Source organism: Halobacterium sp. KA-4 (assembly GCF_021028995.1).
GTDB lineage: Archaea > Halobacteriota > Halobacteria > Halobacteriales > Halobacteriaceae > Halobacterium.
Map to the genome: position 1 here is coordinate 1 of NZ_JAJJZG010000005.1, position 16,790 is coordinate 16,790.

Genomic DNA, 16,790 nt, shown 5'->3' on the forward strand with positions numbered 1-16,790 from the left:
CCACGCACGAGCGCAGGTGTTTCTTGCCCTGTGCCTTCGCCTTGTCGTCGCTATCACCAACTACGAACGCGGAGACAATCCGGGAAGCACGATCATCACGGTGTGAGAAGAGTTCTATGACACCCTCCGGAGGGACTAGCGGTCTCCGTAGCGGCCGTGAACGCCGGATTCGACCGCACGACGTACGCAGCTCTCACCGGGATTCGGGCGGGGCTAGTGGAAATTCCGCTGGTCTTGCTCGGCGCGTGGGCGGTCTCCGTCTCGGGCGCGATTCTGCCGTACGCGATGGGGTTCGCTGCTGGAGGGATGCTGTTCGTCATCAGCGACGAAATCGTCCCGGAGACGCACTCGAACGGCCACGAGCGTGTCGCCACCCTGGGCCTGATGCTCGGCGTCGTCGTCATGCTGTATTTGGACGTGAGTCTCGCATAGCTGGCTGGTTTTGGCTCGTCCGGGCACGCGGCTCGCGGGTCGCTACGCTCCCCGTTCGCTCTGACGTGCCCTCTCTGTGGTCGAGCACGCGCGCTCTCCGCTCGCATCTGGTGGCCCGGCTTCGCCGCGCCGTCTGTTCGGATCCTAGCGTCACCGCTCACCGGACCGTGCCCTCGCTCCGCTCGGGCACGCGGACCGTAAGGCAGAGGGATTCCCCCCGTCAAGTAGTAGTATATGGACCAGAAGCGGGAGCTGACGAGCGTCGACCTCGTCGCCCTCACTGCGGAGCTCAACGGCTACAAGGGGGCGAAAGTCGACAAGGCCTACCTCTACGGCGATGACCTCTTGCGGCTGAAGATGCGGGACTTCGACCGTGGCCGCGTGGAACTCCTTATCGAAGTTGGAGACACGAAGCGCGCACACGTCGCGGCACCCGAGCACGTGCCGGCGGCTCCGGGTCGCCCGCCGAACTTTGCGAAGATGCTCCGGAACCGGCTGTCGGGGGCGGACTTCCACGAGGTGCGCCAGCACGGCTTCGACCGGATTCTCGAGTTCGAGTTCCGCCGCGAAGACCAGGATACGACCATCGTCGCGGAGCTGTTCGGGGACGGCAACATCGCGGTCGTCGATCAGAACGGCGAGGTCGTGGACTCGCTGGACACCGTCCGCTTGCAGTCGCGGACGGTCGCGCCGGGCTCCCAGTACGGGTTCCCGAGTTCGCGCGTCAACCCCCTGGAACTCGACTACGAGGGGTTCGCGGCGAAGATGCGCGAGTCGGACACGGACCTCGTGCGAACGCTCGCCACCCAGTTGAACTTCGGTGGGCTGTACGGCGAGGAACTCTGCACGCAGGCGGGCGTCGAGAAGACCAAAGACATCGACGACGCCGGCGAGGAGGAGTTCCGTGCACTCTACGAGGCCAGTGAGCGCCTGCTGGACGCGATTCAGGCAGGCGACCTCGACCCCCGCGTCTACTTCGAACCCGGCGAAGGCGAGGACGAGGACGGAAAGGCGGCGCGTGGACAGCGCGTGGACGTGACGCCGCTGGCGCTCGAAGAGCGCGCCGACCTCCCCTCCGACGCGTTCGACCGATTCAACGACGCCCTCGACGACTACTTCACGAATCTCGACACCACCGAGGAGGAGGAGAGCGGGGAGGCGGTGTCGAAGCCGGACTTCGAGCAGGAGATTCAGAAGCAGAAACACATCATCAAACAGCAGGAGCAGGCCATCGAGGACTTCGAGCAACAGGCCGAGGCCGAGCGCGAGAAGGCTGAACTGCTGTACGCGAACTACGACCTCGTCGACGACATCCTCTCGACGGTACAGGACGCTCGCGACGCGGGCCACGGTTGGCAGGAAATCGCGCAGACGTTCGAGGAGGCTGCGGGCGACGTGTCTGGCGCTGACGCGTTCGCGGGCATCAACGAGTCCGAGGGTACCGTCCGCGTCCAGTTGGACGACCACACCATCGAGGTGGACCCCGCGTGGGGCGTCGAGAAGAACGCCGACGAGCACTACAAGGAAGCCAAGCGCATCGAGGAGAAGAAGGAGGGCGCACGTGCGGCCATCGAGAACACGCGCGAGGACCTCGAAGCCGCCAAGCAACGCCGGGAGGAGTGGGAGGTAGAACCCGAGGAGGCCGAGGAGGAAGAAGACCGAGATATCGACTGGCTCTCCCGGTCGTCGATTCCGATTCGCAAGCAAGAGCAGTGGTACGAGCGGTTCCGCTGGTTCCGTACCTCTGATGGATTCCTCGTCATCGGCGGTCGCGACGCCGACCAGAACGAGGAACTCGTGAAGAAGTACATGGACCGCTACGACCGGTTCTTCCACGCACAGGCCCACGGCGGCCCGGTTACGGTGCTGAAGACGTCCGAGCCAAGCGAACCCTCGAAGGACATCGAGGTACCCGAGTCGAGTAAGCGGGAAGCAGCCCAGTTCGCGGTGTGTTGTTCCTCGGTTTGGAAGGACGGCCGCGGCTCCGGTGACGCCTACATGGTATCGCCAGACCAGGTGTCGAAGACACCCGAGAGCGGCGAGTACCTGGAGAAGGGTGGGTTCGCGATTCGTGGCGACCGCACGTACTTCCGGGACCTGCCTGCGGAGTGGGCAGTCGGCATCAGTTGCGAGCCCCACACGCGCGTGCTCGGCGGCCCCATCGACGCCATCGTCGACGACGTGGAGACGACGATTGAACTCGAACCGGGCCGGTACGCGCAGGGTGACGCCGCTAAGCGCATCTACCGGGAATTCCGCGAGCGCTTCGCGGACGAGTCGTTCGTCCGGAAGGTCGCCAGCCCGGACGAGATTCAGAAGTACATGCCGCCGGGTGGAAGTCGTATTCGAGACTAGGCTTCACCTCCGACGACTCTCATTCTGCTTCATGCCGTGGGAACGCCGGGAAAGGCACGCTCAGTCCGGCCGTAACCGATTGGAAAGCCGGAATTGAGTGGACTGAAAGGGGCGGTGGGCTCGCGCCTGCGTGGCCGTCTCGCGACGCAAGCACCGCAGCGTAGCGAGGAGCACAGCGAGCGAACGACCGCGAGCCCGCCGGGGCTTTCTGGCAGACAACAGCGGGATGAGTCGTGGACGTCCCAGAGTGTCTCAGTCCAGGGCGCGAGAGTAGCAGGACACTTGGGCGTCCCGTGCCTCAGTTCAGGTATGCAACTGAAGGAACGCCGGCAGGTCGAGGGCGGCGGGGAGCGCATTACGCTCGTCCCCGAGTCCCTCGACGACCTCTGGCACCTCGCGTACATTCTGGAGCCCGGGGATCTCGTCGCGGGGGACACGCACCGCCGCATCCAGCGTAAGGACGAACAGATGCGGGACACGGGCGGCGAGCGCGAGCACATGCACGTCACCATCGACGTCGAGGACGTGGAGTTCCACAAGTTCTCGAACCGCCTCCGGGTGTCGGGCACCATCGCGGACTGCTCCCGGGAAGACCAACTCGGCCTCCACCACACGCTGAACGTCGAGGAGCGCGAGGAAATCGAGGTCGAGAAAATCTGGAAGCCCGACCAGCTCGAACGGCTCAACGAAGCCGTCGAGGCGACCGACCAGCCGGACGTCGCAATCGCCACCGTCGAGGAGGGCGAAGCCTACATCCACGTCGTCCAGCAGTACGGCGTCGACGAGTACGGCTCGTTCACGGGCACGACGGGGAAAGGCGAGTACTCGCGCTCCCGCGAGGAATTGTTCGAGGACGTCGCGAGTGCACTCTCGCACCTCGACGCGGACGCCATTATCCTCGCCGGTCCCGGGTTCACAAAGCAGGACGCCCTCGACTACATCCAAGAGGAGTACCGGAGTCTCACGGACAAGATTACGACAGTAGACACGAGCGCGGTGGGCGGCCGCGGCGTTCACGAAGTCCTCAAGCGTGGCGCCGTCGAGGACGTTCAGGAGGAGACGCGCATCGCCGAAGAGTCCGAACTCATCGACGAACTCACCGACCAGATAGCGACCGATGGGAAGGCTGCCTACGGCATCGAAGCGGTCGAGAAGGCCGTCGACTTCGGCGCGGTCGAGACGCTGCTGATTCTGGACGAACGCCTGCGCAAGGAGCGCGCGGGCGAGGGCGACTGGGACGTCGACGTCAACGACCTCGTCACGCAGGTCGAACAGCAGGGCGGCGACGTCACCGTGTTCAGCCACGAGTTCGCGCCCGGCGAACAGCTCCGAAACCTCGGCGGCGTCGCGGCCATCCTGCGCTACCGAATGGAGTAGTTTCGAGGGAAAACGGCTTTCTCGGTGGCGCTGTGAGTTGGCGGCGTGGCAGGACTGACACTGTTGGACGTCGGGCTGGTGCTGGTCGCGCTGGCGGCCGCTGGGTTGGTCGCGCGCAGGGTCGGCCAGTCGGTCATCCCCGCGTACCTCGTCGTCGGTATGCTCGTCGGGCCACACGCGCCCACGCTGTGGGGCTTCCAACCGACGCTCGTCGCCGACCCCGAGACTGTCGCGCTGTTCGCGGACCTCGGCGTCGTCCTGCTGTTGTTCTTCGTTGGACTCGAACTGAGTCTGGACGCGCTCTTCGAGAAGGGCGACCAAGTACTCGCTGGCGGTGCCATCGACGTCTTGGTGAGCCTCCCGCTGGGGTTCGCGGTCGGCCTCCTACTAGGCTTTGACTGGGTGGCGTCGTTCGTGCTCGCGGGCGTGCTGTTCAACTCCTCGACAGTCATCGTCGCGAAACTCCTGCTGGAACTGGACTGGATTGCCAATCCCGAAAGCGAGGCGATTCTCTCGATTGTGGTTGTCGAGGACGTAGCGACCGCGGGCTACCTCGCGGTGCTGTCGGCCGTCCTGCTCGGCGCAACCGACGTGGGCGCGCTCGCGACTGACGTCGCTGTCGTCGTCGCGCTCGTCGCGGCTGGCGCGGTGGTCGCGCTCCGCGGGACGAACGTCATCGAGCGCCTCCTCGACATCGAATCCGGCGAGCTGTTCGTGTTGCTCGCGCTCGGTGTCACCGCGACCGTCGCCGGCCTCGGCGAACACTCGGGCGTGGGCGCCGCCGTCGCAGCGTTCCTCGTCGGCACCGCAGTCGGCCGGACGACGCTCACCGACCGCGTCGAGGGCTTGCTGTCGCCGTCACGGGACCTGTTCGCGGCGCTGTTCTTCGCCGCAGTCGGCCTCTCCACGAACCCCGCGCTCATCACGCAGGAGGCGTGGGCGGTCGCCGTCGCGGTTGCCATCACGATTCCCGGCCAGTACGTCTCGGGCTACTACGCCGGCCGCCAGTTCGACCTCGAACCGCGGCGAGCGTTCCGCGTCGGGTCCGCGCTCGCGCCCCGCGGGGAGTTCGCGCTCGTCATCGCCGCGCTCGCCGCTAGCGTCGGCACCACGCCCGTGCTCATGGAGCGTGTCCCTGCGTTCACCGTGGGCTACGTGCTCGCGACGAGCATCCTCGGCACGCTCGCGATGCGGTACAGCGACCAGTTGTGGGCGGTGCTGCCGTGGACCGAGACACGGTGATCAGCGGCGGTGGGCTTTTGCGGCCGCGCGTCGAATCCCAAGTGATGCCTGTCCGCGAGACGGAACTCCCCAATGTCGGCCGAAAGTTCGAACTCGACCTCGCCTCCGGCGGCCGACTGTCGGTCGTCATCGGCCACGACGGCACGCGGACGCTGTACCGTCAGCCTGACGGAGACGGCGACGCCGAGCGCGTCGCCGAACTCACCGGCGAGGAAGCCCGACAGTTCGGAGCCATCCTCGGCGGCGCGTACTTCCAGCCGGCCGAGTCCGAAACCGCAAACGTCCCAGTCGGTGACGCCCGCATCGAGTGGTACGACGTCCACGAGGACTCACCGCTGGCCGGGAGCTCGGTTGGCGACTCGGAGATTCGGACGGAGACGGGCGCGACCCTCTTGGCCATTCAGCGCGGCAGCGATACTATTGCGAACCCCGGCCCAGAGGAAGTCATCGAACCCGGCGACGTGCTCGTGACGCTCGGGACCCGGGAGGAACAGCGAAACCTTCAGGCCCGCGTCAACAAGGATAGCGACGCCTGAACTACTCGGTTTCGACGACGAGACCGTCCCGCGCGAACGCGACATGCCCGTCGAAGTGCTGCTCTATTGACTCCTGCATATCACGGTGGTTGCCCTCCGTGTGGGGGTAGAGATGAGTGAGGTACAGTTCGTCGACATCCACGCCCGCGAGGGACTCGCCGAGTTGCGTCGGCGTCGGGTGGTTCGAGACGTCCACATCGTCGGGGAACGAGCAGTCGTGGACAAGCACGTCGCAGCCGTCCGCGAACTCGCCCATCCCCGCAAACGCCTCGGTATCCGCGCTAAAGGCCAGGTCGTCGTCGAATTTGTACGCCAGCCCCGGCATCGAGTGACGCGTCTCGATGGCGTCCACGTCGAACCCCGCCACCTCGAAGCTCCCAACGTCGACCTCACGTAACGTGAGGTCCACGCGGTCCTGTAAGTACTCGTGGACGTCCAGCAAGTCCGTTACGAGTCCTTTCGTCCCGGTCGGTCCGACGACGGTGAGATGTTCTTCGCCTGCGAGCCAGCGCGCCTTCAACAACGGCAACAGGTCGCTGACGTGGTCGAGGTGGTGGTGCGTGAGCAACACCGTGTCTACGCCCTCGTACCCCACGTCTGTCCGTGCGAGCGTGTGCAGCACGCCGCTCCCGCAGTCCACGAGCAGTCGGCTGTCGGGTTTTTCGAGGAGGAGCCCGGTCTGCATCCGGTCGCCCGTCGGCATCGCGCTCCCCGTCCCGAGGAACGTCAGTTGCATACCGGGAGCCGCGGACGGAAGGCGGTTAACCGTTCGGGGTGCGTGTTCGTGGCTTCGGTAGGCAGGTGCTCTCGAGAACGCCTCGAAAGTCCCACCCGTCGCCCGTTGGACAACCGGTAGCGGGGCGGATTGAAAGGGAGCGACTGGCTTCGCGAAGCACGACAACGTAAGCACTACAGCGAGCGAAGCGCGCAGCGAGCCGCTCGACCGAAGCCAGTCGGGGCTTTCGAGGTGTCGAAGACCATGGTCAGTCCAGAAACAGCGAGGCGGACCAGATACGAACAGCGCGATTTGCCTAGCGGCGTCAGACACTTGCCGTACGGGAGCCAAGCACACGCGAACGATGGGTCCCGAGTCGGAGGCGACGACGCGGTCGGCAGACGAGGACCATCAGTCCTCTGACCGCGAGATTCTGGACGCGCTCGACCCCGCTGTTAGCGAGTGGTGGGTCGACCGGTTCGGGAGCCCCAAGCAGGACGGCGGCTGTTTGACGCCGCCGCAGCGCGAGGCGATTCCGCTGATACACGCCAGCGAGAATGCGCTTGTTGCGGCTCCGACGGGCTCCGGAAAGACACTCGCGTCGTTTACGGCCATCCTAAACGAACTATTCGAGCGCGAGCAGGCCGAGGGCCTAGACAACGCAGTCCACTGTCTGTACGTGTCGCCTCTGAAGTCGCTCGCAAACGACATCGAGCGCAACCTCGCGGAGCCGCTCGACGGCATCAGTGAGCGGCTCGCGGAGCGGGGCGTCGAGACGGACGTCCGGCAGGCGATTCGGCACGGCGACACGTCCGACTACGAGCGCCAGCAGATGCTCGAAGAGACGCCACACATCCTCAACACGACGCCGGAGACGCTCGCGATTCTGTTGAACTCGCCGAAGTTTCGGGAGAAACTCCGAAACGTCGAGTACGTCGTCGTCGACGAGATTCACAGCCTCGCGGACTCCAAGCGCGGCACCCACCTCTCGGTGAGCCTCGAACGGCTCCAGCGGCTGGCCGGCGACTTCACGCGCATCGGCTGCTCGGCGACCGTCGAGCCGCTGGCAGACATTGCACGCTATCTCGTCGGATTTGAACGCGAGGAACCACGCTTCTCTGACGAGCCGAGCGGGCACCGCCCGCGAGGCAACGGCGGCGAAGCCAGAGACTGCGAAATCGTGGACGCGCGGTTCGCCCGCGACTACGACCTCCAGTTGTCGTGCCCGACGCCTGACCTGGTGAACGCCTCGAAGGGCGCCATCAACGATGCGTTCTACGCGGAACTCGGTGACCTCATCGAAGCCAACGACAGCACGCTCGTATTCACGAACACGCGGTCGGGCGCCGAGCGCGTCCTCGAGAACCTCCGCGAGCGTGGCGTCGTGAGCGAGGACGAGTCCGCGTGTCACCACGGCAGTCTCTCGAAGGACCGACGCACCGAGGTCGAGCAGCAGTTGAAGGAGGGGTCGCTGTCAGTGACGACAACCTCGACGAGCCTCGAACTCGGCATTGACATGCCCCACATCGACCTCGTGGTACAAGTCGGGTCGCCGAAGTCTGTCGCCAGCCTGCTCCAGCGCGTTGGGCGCGCCGGCCACCGACCCGGGAGGACGGTCACGGGCCGCGTCATCGCGCTGGACCGAGACGAACTCGTAGAGTGCGCGGTGATGCTGCGGCAGGCCGAACTCGGGTTCGTCGACCGTGTGCACATCCCCGAGCGCGCCCACGATGTCGCCGCCCAGCACGTCTACGGGATGGCCATCGAGGGCCCGCTCCCGGAGGCCGAAGTGCGCGCGACGTTGCGGTCGGCGTATCCCTACCGCGAGTACAGCGACGACGACTTCGAACACCTGTTCAGGTATCTCACGGCAGACTACGACGGCCTCAAAGACCGGAACGTCTACGCGAAAATCTGGCGTGACGAGAACGACCCGCCAGGCGGCGACGACGGCGACCCCGACGACCCCACGTCGGGCACGCACCACTATCCCGACTTCGACATTGGCGAGCGTCTCATCGGGAAGCGGGGCCGGCTCGCACGCCCGATTCTCCTCCAGAACCTCGGGACGATTCCGGACTCGTTCACGGTGAACGTCTACGTGCGCGGCGACGACGAGTGGGTCGGCCAACTCGACGAGAGCTACCTCGACACGCTCGAAGCCGGCGACGTGTTCGTGCTCGGCGGCGACCGATTCGCGCACCGATACCGCCGCGGGTCGAAGGTGTACGTCGACCGCACGAGCGAGCGCGCGACCGTACCGTCGTGGTTCTCCGAGCGCCTCCCGCTCTCGTACGACCTCGGCCGGGAAATCGCGCACTTCCAGGCCGACCTCCTCGACGAGTACGAGGACGGTGGTGCAGCGGCAGTCCGGCGCTGGCTCCGGGAGTTCCCCGTGGACGCGAACGCAGTCAGGGCGCTCGCCCGAATGTACGACGACCAGATTCAGTACGCGGGCACAGAGAGCGTCAGTACGACCGAGCGCATCGCCATAGAGGAGGTGAAAGACCGCGACGAGTACCGTCGGCGCTACCACGTCCGGACGCCGTACGGCCGCCGGTTCAACGACGGGCTCTCGCGGCTGCTCGCCTATCGCTGTGCGAACGAAGCGAACGCGAACGTCGCCGTCTCCGTGGCGGACAACGGCTTCACGCTCGCGATGCCACTGAACCGGAAAGTCGACGTCGCCGAGTTGCTCCGCCAAACTGACCCCAACAACGTGCGCGAAATGCTGCGCGCGGCGCTGGACGGCACTGACCTCCTGCAGCGGTACTTCCGCATCGACGCGACGCGCGCGTTGCTCGTGTTGAAGCGCTACAAGGGGCGCGAGAAGTCCGCGAGCAAACAACAGGTCGCCAGCGAGATGCTGCTCGGGTTCGCCGAAGACCTCGAAGACTTCGCAGTGCTGGATGAGACGTACCGCGAACTCATCGAGGACAAACTCAACCTCGCGGGCGTCCGCGAAGTGCTCTCGGCGCTGCAGTCGGGCGACGTCGAAGTCACCGAGACAACCCTGAAGTCACCGTCGCCGCTATCGTTCGGGCTGGCGACGCTCTCGGCCAGCGACGTCGTGCTCGCCGACGACGAGGACGCGGTGCTCCGGGCGTTCCACGAGCGCGTCCGCGAGCAGGTCGACGACTGACTGGCGAAGCGTTCATCCGGAAGTGCGATGTATTTGGGGTATGCCAGTCGTTTTCACGCCGTACCTGAAGCGCGTCGCTGGACGCGACACGGACGACGAGGAGCAACGCGAAGACGAAGAGGCAAGCGGCGGCCTATCGAAGCGACGGCTCGCCGTCGGCGCAGCCGTCGCAGCGGTCGGCGCGGCGTACACCGCGTGGCGGTTGCAGCGCACCCAGCAGTTTGAGGAGCGCCGCCAGCAGGCCCAGCAGGCCGAAGCCGCCGAAAGCGACAGCCGGCTCCGGCGGGTCGGCAAAGGCTGGATTCGGCGCTGACGGCAGCGGTGTAGAGCGCCGACGCATTAACGGACCGTGCCCCGATAGGTGGGCTATGGTGGGACTGGCTCGCGAGCGGCTGACGGACGCAGCTGCGCACTGGTGGTTCTACGTGTTCGCTGTCGTCGGATTCGTCGCCGCCGTGGGCTACGGCTACTACGTCGGGTGGAGTGTCGCTGTCGGACTCGAAGTCCTCATTCTCCTCTCGCTCGCAGCCACGCTCGTGCACTCCGGCATCGACGCCCACGGCCGGGAGATTAGCCAGGCGGGACTCGTACGAGCAACCGGACTGACCGCGCTCACGGGTGTGAGTTTCGCGTTGCTGGCGGTCGCTATCTCGCTCATCTGGCAACTGGAGGGGCACCCGGTCGTCGACACCGAGTTCATGGTGGTGTTCGCGATGTGGCTCGGACTCGCGGTCGGCGCGCAGGCGAGCCTCTACGCGGTCGGGTCCGAGGAGAAGCGCACGCGGCTGGCGGACCTCGTGAAGCTACTCACGATGAACCAGCGCGTCCTCCGGCACAACCTCCGCAACGAACTGTCGGTCGTAGACGGCCACCTCCAGAACCTCGAAGAGAAGGTCGGAAGCGACGACGAGGACGTCGCAATCGCGCGACACCACGTCGACGAACTGCTGGAGACCAGCGAGCGCACACGCCGGATTCTAGGCATTTGGGGGAGCGACGACCGCCGCGAACAGGACGCCGGCGCAGTCCTCGCGCACGCCGTCGAACGACTCCGAGAGCGCTACCCGGACGTCGACGTCGAAATTGCGGCCAGCGAAGATGCGGTGGTGTCGGCTCACTCCGCGCTCGGCGACGCGGTTTACGAGGTGCTCGCGAACGCCGTCGAGCACAACGACGAAGATGTACGCATCTCGGCGTCCGTGACGAACCCGCCGAGCGACGACGTCGTCTTCGAGGTCGCGGACACGGGGTCGGGCATTCCTGACCACGAGCGGTACATCCTCGACCAACCTGAGGAGACGACGCTCTCGCACGCCAGCGGGCTCGGCCTCTGGCTGGTCTACTGGACGGTTCGCGAGTCGGGCGGCACCGTCGACTTCGCCGACGACGCGGACGGGTCGACGGTCCGGCTCACACTGCCCGACGCGACAGTACGGCCCGGACTCTGGGGACGGCTCGTGGGCCGTTCCCGATGATTGTGTCAGTCGAGGTACGGCTGTAGCACGGCACCGAAGCCCGTGATGCCGATGGCGACCGCGAGGATGCTGCCGACGCCGGTCGCCGCGAGCGCGCCGTTGATTGTCGCAGCGACGAGCAGCGGTTTGAGCCAGCCGTCTTCGTGGCCGACCAGCCGGTCGGCGATGGCGAGGTAGGCGACGGCGGCTCCGACCGCCCAGACGACGTACGCGACGAGCAACAGCGGGAACGCGACGACGATGCCGATGATGGTGAACACGAGCACCAGCGCCGCCACGAACAGCCCGACGACGCAGAGGAGACCGTGCGCGAACGAACCGGCTGGGTCGTCGAGGACGCGCGCCATCAGGCGCTCGGTGCGTTCGGGAAACACCGCGACCGCGATAGCGCCGACCACCAGCGTCGTCAGGAACGCGCCAACCGCGCCGCCAACGAGCCCCTGCCCGATGGTGACGTCGACGTCGAATCCGGAGCCCGCCTGCGCTACCAACTTCGTTGCCGCGACTGCGAGGACCTGCATCGTGTGTTGGGTTCGCCACGCACCGAGATAAAGGCAGAGGCGACGGCCACCCGTATTCATATCCGAGCGTCGGCCGAACGTCGACGCGATGCGTGCCGCAGCATTCACCGAATTGACCGGACCGGACGGCGTCGGCGTCGTCGACCAGCCGGACCCCGAACCAGGGGCCGGCGACGCCGTCATCGACGTGGAAGCGTGCGCCATCAACCGCCACGACCTCTGGATTCTGGAGGGCGACTCTGCGATGGTCGACGCGGACGACCTCCCGTTCGTCAGCGGGCTCGACGTCGCCGGTACCGTCATGGACGTCGGGGACGGCGTGACGGCTGTCGAACCCGGAGACCGCGTCGTGCTCTGCCCGAACGAGACGTGTGGGACCTGTCGGTTCTGCCGTGAGGGCCCGGAGAACCTCTGTGAGGAGTTCTCGCTGTTCCACGGCGGCCTCGCAGAGCAGGCGCGCGTGGACGCCGGCCGACTCGTCGCACTCCCGGACGACGTCGACACGACCACCGCGGCAGCCTTGCCGACGGCGTACATGACCGCCTACCACATGCTCCGTCGTGCCGAGGTCGGGCCGAACGACCTCGTGTTCGTGCCTGGCGTCACGGGCGGTGTCGGCGTCGCTGCCGTCCAACTCGCGGACGTTCTCGGCGCGCAGACGGTTGGCACGTCGTCTTCGCAAGCGAAGCTCGACCGCGTGACCGAGTTGGGGCTTGACCATGCGATTCGGTCGACAGATGTCGACGAGATTCGAGAGGAGGTAGAGGCCATTGGCGCGCCGGACGCGGTGCTCAACCACCTCGGCGGCGAGTACACGGAACTCGGACAGACCGTGCTCCGGCGCGGCGGCCGCATGGTCGTCTGTGGCCGGACCGCGGGCGGGCGCTCGGAAATCGACGTTCCGGACCTCTTCCTCGGGCACAAGCGAATCATCGGCTCCACGATGGGGACACAGCCCGACCTACAGCGGCTCGTCGACCTCGTCGCAGCTGGTGACCTCGCGCCGGAAGTCGCCGACACCTATCCGCTCGCCGAAACCGGCGACGCGTTTGCCGCGATGCAGGACCGCGACACCGTCGGCAAGCTCGTCGTCACGCCCTAAGAGAAGCGAACCGCGCCATCAATCGAGGCTAATTCAATCGCAACGTGTAACAGAACGGCCATCGTCGTTTTCCGCGGGCAGCCAGTTTCTTCGGTGATGCGCGCTGGACGGGCAGTCAGTCCCGTCGTCGGAGTCGCACTCATGGTAGCTATCACCGTCGTGCTGGCAGCGACGGTGCTGGTGGCCGTACCGGCCATCGGAGACATCGAGATGCCATCGTTCGCGGACGGCGACTCCGACGACGAACCGAACGAGGTACAGACCGAACTCATTCGCGCAGCCGACGGTGAATCGGGTAAACTCGACGACCACTACATTCGCGTCCACATCGAGGAGGGCTCGAACGCCGTCGGGAACTCCCTGAACCAGCTACACGTCGCGTACCCGAGTTCGGCCGACGCGAGCAACGTCACGGGCTCAGACGTCGAGCGCGTCGGCATCGACAAAGACGGCGACGGCGTCCTCGAAGCCGACGCCATGGTCGACCTGAGCGGGCTCTCGACCAGCGACGACGGCAGCACTCTCGACGTCACCTTCAACGGGAACCACAACATCGAAGCCGGCGACTGGATCGTCTTGGACGTCTCGGACGTGCAGAATCCAGCGCCCGACGGCGAGTACAACGTCTCCATGGACGTCAACGGCGACGTGACCAAGGACGGCGTACTGACTATTGAATAGTCAGGAGAGCGACGCCCACTCGACCATCCGGTCGTACAGCGGCTCCGAGCGAAGCGCCCTCTCGTCGCCGACGAGAACGAGGCTCTTCTTCGCGCGAGTGAGCGCGACGTTCACGCGACGGTGGTCCTCGAAAATGGGGCCGTCGAGGCTCCCAGTCGCGACGAACGACACGACGATGACTTCCTTCGAGGAACCCTGGAAGCGGTCGACCGTGTCCACGGCGACACCGTCGGGGACATGCCGCCCGATTTCCGCGACCTGCGCGCGGAAGGGCGCGATGACGCCGATATCCTCGGGGTCGACGCCAGCGGCGACGTACTCGCGGGTGATGTCGCCGACGCGTTCTGCCTCTCTGGGGTCGACGTGTGCGTCGCTCGTCCCGGGCACGTCGTGGAAGGTGACACCATTCTGGACCGCGCCGCCAGTCTCCACGCCGAGGTCCGCGAGCGTCTGCGCGGCCACTTCGGCCGTCGCGGGGCGGAGTTGGCCGTCGTAGAACTCCTCCGAGGAGAACGCCTGGATGCGCTGGCTCATCCGGTACTGCTGGTCGAGCATCACGGACGCCTCCGGGTAGGTGTCGTGGAGGCGCTCGAACAGCGACGTCGACAGCCGGCCGCCCGAGCGCACGACGGGCGGAAGCTGTTCGTGGTCACCGACGAGCACGAAACGCTCGCCGCGGTTGATAGCTGCGAGCGTGTCCGGCTCGGTGAGCTGGCTCGCCTCGTCGACGAGCACTACGTCGAACTCCTGCTCACGCATCACCCGGGAACCACACGTCGCGGTCGTCGCGGCGACGACCTCTGCGGTCTGGAGTGCTCGCGCGCACTCCGCTGGGTCGCCGGACTGGTTCAGCCGGAGGTCCCGCATGTCCTCGCGGACGCCCGTCGACGTCCCGACGCGGACGATGTCCTCGTGCCCTTGCTCCCGCAGGGCTTCGAGGGCGTTGTCGACGGCGCGGTTCGTGAACGCCGACAGCAGTACGCGGTCACCGCGGTCGACGAATTCCCGAATCAGGGTCGCGATGGTGTACGTCTTCCCGGTGCCGGGCGGACCGTGGACGAGCGCGAAGTCCTCGGCGTTCAACGCCTTGCTGACGGCTTCGTTCTGCGCGTCGTTGTTATCGACGACGCTGTACTCGTCGTCCGCAAAGTCCGGGCTCTCGCGGTCGAACAGCACGTCTTTGCGGCGCTGGTCGCCCTTCAGGAGCCCGTCGTGGAGTGCGGTGAGCATCCGGTCGACGCTTAACTCGGAGGGGTAGACGTCGAGCCGACGGAGGTCGACGGGCTCGTCGGCGGTGACGACGACGCGGTCCGGTGCGAGCGTCTCCACGCGCGCCATCTCCGCGGTCCCCCGCACGGGGTCGCCGTCGGAGGCGAGCACGCGGTCGCCCTGTCGAATCTTGGACGCCGCGGCGGTCGGTCGCTTTGCGGTCAGCCGCCAGCGGCCGTCCGGCAGCTCCTCGTTGCCCGCAGGTTCGAGGTCCACGACTGCGCGGTCGTCGGCCGCGCGCTCTTCGGCCGTCTGCTCCCAGAGCTTGCGGTACTCGTCGTGGACGGAGTCGCGCTCGCGCTCGATTGCGGCGTAGATGTCGTCGAAGTACGCGCGTTCGTCCTCGGGGAGCGGTTCGCCGAGTTGGCCGGCCTTCGACTCCTGGTCGAGGCGACCCGACACCACCATGCAGGTGTCCTGCTCGAAGCAGTACTCGCACTTCGCGTCCGCCTCGAACCCCGTCGGCGGACTGCCCTCGTACTCGATAGCTGCGAGGTGGTTGCGCTGGCGGACGACGAAGTCGAGGAAGCCCTTCCCGATGGAGAACTCCTTGGCGGGCGAGAGGTCCCCAGACTCCTCACTGCGGTCGACGGCCGCGTTCTTCGTGTACAGGAGGGTTCCGGTGTCGGCGTTCACGCCGCGGTCGTCCAACATCAGCGCGTAACACGCCGCCTGCACCTTGTCGTGGAAGCGCGGGTCGCGGTTCGTGTTCTTCCCCGTCTTCAGTTCGACCGGCATCCCGCGACGGATGGCGTCACAGCGACCCTTGATGCCGAACGTCTCCGAAATCAGGGTGTACTCCGAGCGCCAGTCGTCGCCTGCGCGCCAGCCCTCTGCGGTCTCTTCGGTGGTGCCGCCGTCCCCGGAGAGGTGGCCCTGTTGGAGCCAGCCCTCGATGGCGGCGGCGTTCGCGCGCACGTCGGCTTCGACTTCTTCGCGGTCACGACCCAGCAGGCCGAGTTCGAGGCCGGCGTCGTCCACGCGCTCCGCGACGGACTCGTCGAGGTCGCGACCGCGGAGCAGGTCACCGAACACCTCGTGGACGATAGTCCCCTTCGTCACCGGGTACTTCAGCGGGAGTCCCGAGAGCTTGTTCAGGTAGTAGAGGCGCGGACACTGCACGAACGACCGGATGTTCGTCACGTCCACGAGGAAGTCCGGCTCGACGACGACGTACGACTCCTTGCTCGTCGAGTACTGGACGTCGCCGTTCCACTCGTCTTCCTCGGCTTCGGTCACCAGCAGGTCCATCCCGGGTTCGAGGTACTGGACGGCCTCCGTCCACTTCCCCCACAGCGTCACGCGCACGGACGCCCCAGGGTCGTCGGCGGCCGCGTCGCTGTCCGCGTCCGGCCGGACGTGGACGTCGAGCACGTCCCGGTCGCCGTACTGCGTGTTCACGGACCGCACCTCGTCGACGTCGGTCACCTCGCCCCGTACGTTCACGGGAGATGTGTGGGGAGCACCGCGAAAAACCCTGTCGCTCGCGGGAGTCCGGCGACGGAACGACGACCCCGAGGCTCACACATCCCGTTCACGACGGTCCATCAGCCACGACGCGACGGCCGCGAGCACGCCAACGACGGCAGCGACGGCGACCGTGACGTCGACGGAGAGCACCGACCGGAGGCCGGCGAGATTCACGTAGCTCACCGCTTGGAGCGTGACGATAGCGAGCCCAAACCCCGCGGCAGCGTCCACGGCGTACCGCAGTACTTCACCGGCCTGGTCGTACCGAACGGCAATGGCGGCGAAGACGGCCCCACCCGCCAGCAAGCCGGCGGGGAGACCGACGAGCGCGGAGAACTCGAAGGGCAGCAGCTCGATGACGGCGATTGCGACGACCAGAAAGGTCGTTATCCCGGCTCCGAGCGCCGACAGGACAGTTCTGGAATGCATGCAGTTCGGTGCGCTCGCTGACACGATAAATACTGGTGGTCGCC

Annotated in this window: 13 protein-coding genes and 2 pseudogenes; 11 read left to right on the forward strand and 4 right to left on the reverse strand. The window is 66.4% G+C overall.

Translation table 11 applies throughout. The annotated features are described in order from the left end of the window. The 6 genes and pseudogenes from LPA44_RS06475 to LPA44_RS06500 form a co-directional block, all read left to right on the forward strand. Positions 1 to 106 (forward strand): annotated as a pseudogene (locus tag LPA44_RS06475) (IS5/IS1182 family transposase); the annotation flags it as partial. A gap of 20 nt (positions 107 to 126) precedes the next feature. Next, positions 127 to 432 (forward strand): annotated as a pseudogene (locus tag LPA44_RS06480) (ZIP family metal transporter); the annotation flags it as partial. Between the two features lie 234 nt (positions 433 to 666). Next, positions 667 to 2,787 carry a ribosome rescue protein RqcH gene (rqcH, locus tag LPA44_RS06485; protein ID WP_230888774.1) on the forward strand — a complete coding sequence of 707 codons (2,121 nt, stop codon included), beginning with the start codon at positions 667 to 669 and terminating at the stop codon, positions 2,785 to 2,787. A 309-nt stretch (positions 2,788 to 3,096) separates the two neighbouring features. Continuing rightward, positions 3,097 to 4,164, forward strand: a complete 1,068-nt coding sequence (locus LPA44_RS06490; RefSeq protein WP_230888775.1) for an mRNA surveillance protein pelota — start codon at positions 3,097 to 3,099, stop codon at positions 4,162 to 4,164. 45 nt (positions 4,165 to 4,209) lie between these two features. After that, the gene (locus tag LPA44_RS06495; protein WP_230888776.1) at positions 4,210 to 5,406 is read left to right on the forward strand and encodes a cation:proton antiporter; all 1,197 of its coding nucleotides are present in this window, start codon (positions 4,210 to 4,212) and stop codon (positions 5,404 to 5,406) included. Positions 5,407 to 5,450: 44 nt separating this feature from the next. Continuing rightward, positions 5,451 to 5,942 (forward strand): cation:proton antiporter regulatory subunit, encoded by a 492-nt coding sequence (locus LPA44_RS06500; protein WP_230888777.1) that lies wholly within the window; start codon positions 5,451 to 5,453, stop codon positions 5,940 to 5,942. A gap of 1 nt (position 5,943) precedes the next feature. On the opposite strand, the gene LPA44_RS06505 is transcribed toward LPA44_RS06500, so the two are convergent. Next, positions 5,944 to 6,678: an MBL fold metallo-hydrolase gene (locus LPA44_RS06505; RefSeq protein WP_230888778.1), complete on the reverse strand. Its 735-nt coding sequence runs from the start codon at positions 6,676 to 6,678 to the stop codon at positions 5,944 to 5,946. Positions 6,679 to 7,021: 343 nt separating this feature from the next. On the opposite strand from LPA44_RS06505, the gene LPA44_RS06510 reads away from it, so the two are divergent. Genes LPA44_RS06510 through LPA44_RS06520 form a run of 3 tightly spaced genes read left to right on the forward strand, consistent with a single transcriptional unit; the run spans position 7,022 to position 11,274 of the window. Continuing rightward, complete coding sequence (locus LPA44_RS06510) at positions 7,022 to 9,799, forward strand: ATP-dependent helicase (RefSeq protein ID WP_230888779.1); 2,778 nt, start codon at positions 7,022 to 7,024, stop codon at positions 9,797 to 9,799. A gap of 40 nt (positions 9,800 to 9,839) precedes the next feature. After that, positions 9,840 to 10,112, forward strand: coding sequence for a hypothetical protein (locus LPA44_RS06515; protein WP_230888780.1), 273 nt, complete (start codon positions 9,840 to 9,842; stop codon positions 10,110 to 10,112). 55 nt (positions 10,113 to 10,167) lie between these two features. Further along, positions 10,168 to 11,274 carry a sensor histidine kinase gene (locus LPA44_RS06520; RefSeq protein WP_230888781.1) on the forward strand — a complete coding sequence of 369 codons (1,107 nt, stop codon included), beginning with the start codon at positions 10,168 to 10,170 and terminating at the stop codon, positions 11,272 to 11,274. A gap of 5 nt (positions 11,275 to 11,279) precedes the next feature. On the opposite strand, the gene LPA44_RS06525 is transcribed toward LPA44_RS06520, so the two are convergent. Further along, positions 11,280 to 11,795 carry a hypothetical protein gene (locus tag LPA44_RS06525; RefSeq protein ID WP_230888782.1) on the reverse strand — a complete coding sequence of 172 codons (516 nt, stop codon included), beginning with the start codon at positions 11,793 to 11,795 and terminating at the stop codon, positions 11,280 to 11,282. Between the two features lie 88 nt (positions 11,796 to 11,883). Here LPA44_RS06525 and LPA44_RS06530 point away from each other — a divergent pair, with 88 nt between their 5' ends. Next, positions 11,884 to 12,897, forward strand: a complete 1,014-nt coding sequence (locus tag LPA44_RS06530; RefSeq protein WP_230888783.1) for an alcohol dehydrogenase catalytic domain-containing protein — start codon at positions 11,884 to 11,886, stop codon at positions 12,895 to 12,897. Between the two features lie 96 nt (positions 12,898 to 12,993). Continuing rightward, positions 12,994 to 13,578: a type IV pilin gene (locus tag LPA44_RS06535; protein ID WP_230888784.1), complete on the forward strand. Its 585-nt coding sequence runs from the start codon at positions 12,994 to 12,996 to the stop codon at positions 13,576 to 13,578. Here LPA44_RS06535 and LPA44_RS06540 read toward each other — a convergent pair whose 3' ends face one another. Both LPA44_RS06540 and LPA44_RS06545 read right to left on the reverse strand, forming a co-directional pair. Continuing rightward, positions 13,579 to 16,293, reverse strand: a complete 2,715-nt coding sequence (locus tag LPA44_RS06540; protein WP_230888785.1) for a DEAD/DEAH box helicase — start codon at positions 16,291 to 16,293, stop codon at positions 13,579 to 13,581. A gap of 75 nt (positions 16,294 to 16,368) precedes the next feature. Continuing rightward, positions 16,369 to 16,746, reverse strand: a complete 378-nt coding sequence (locus LPA44_RS06545; protein ID WP_230888786.1) for a hypothetical protein — start codon at positions 16,744 to 16,746, stop codon at positions 16,369 to 16,371. Positions 16,747 to 16,790 lie beyond the last annotated feature (44 nt).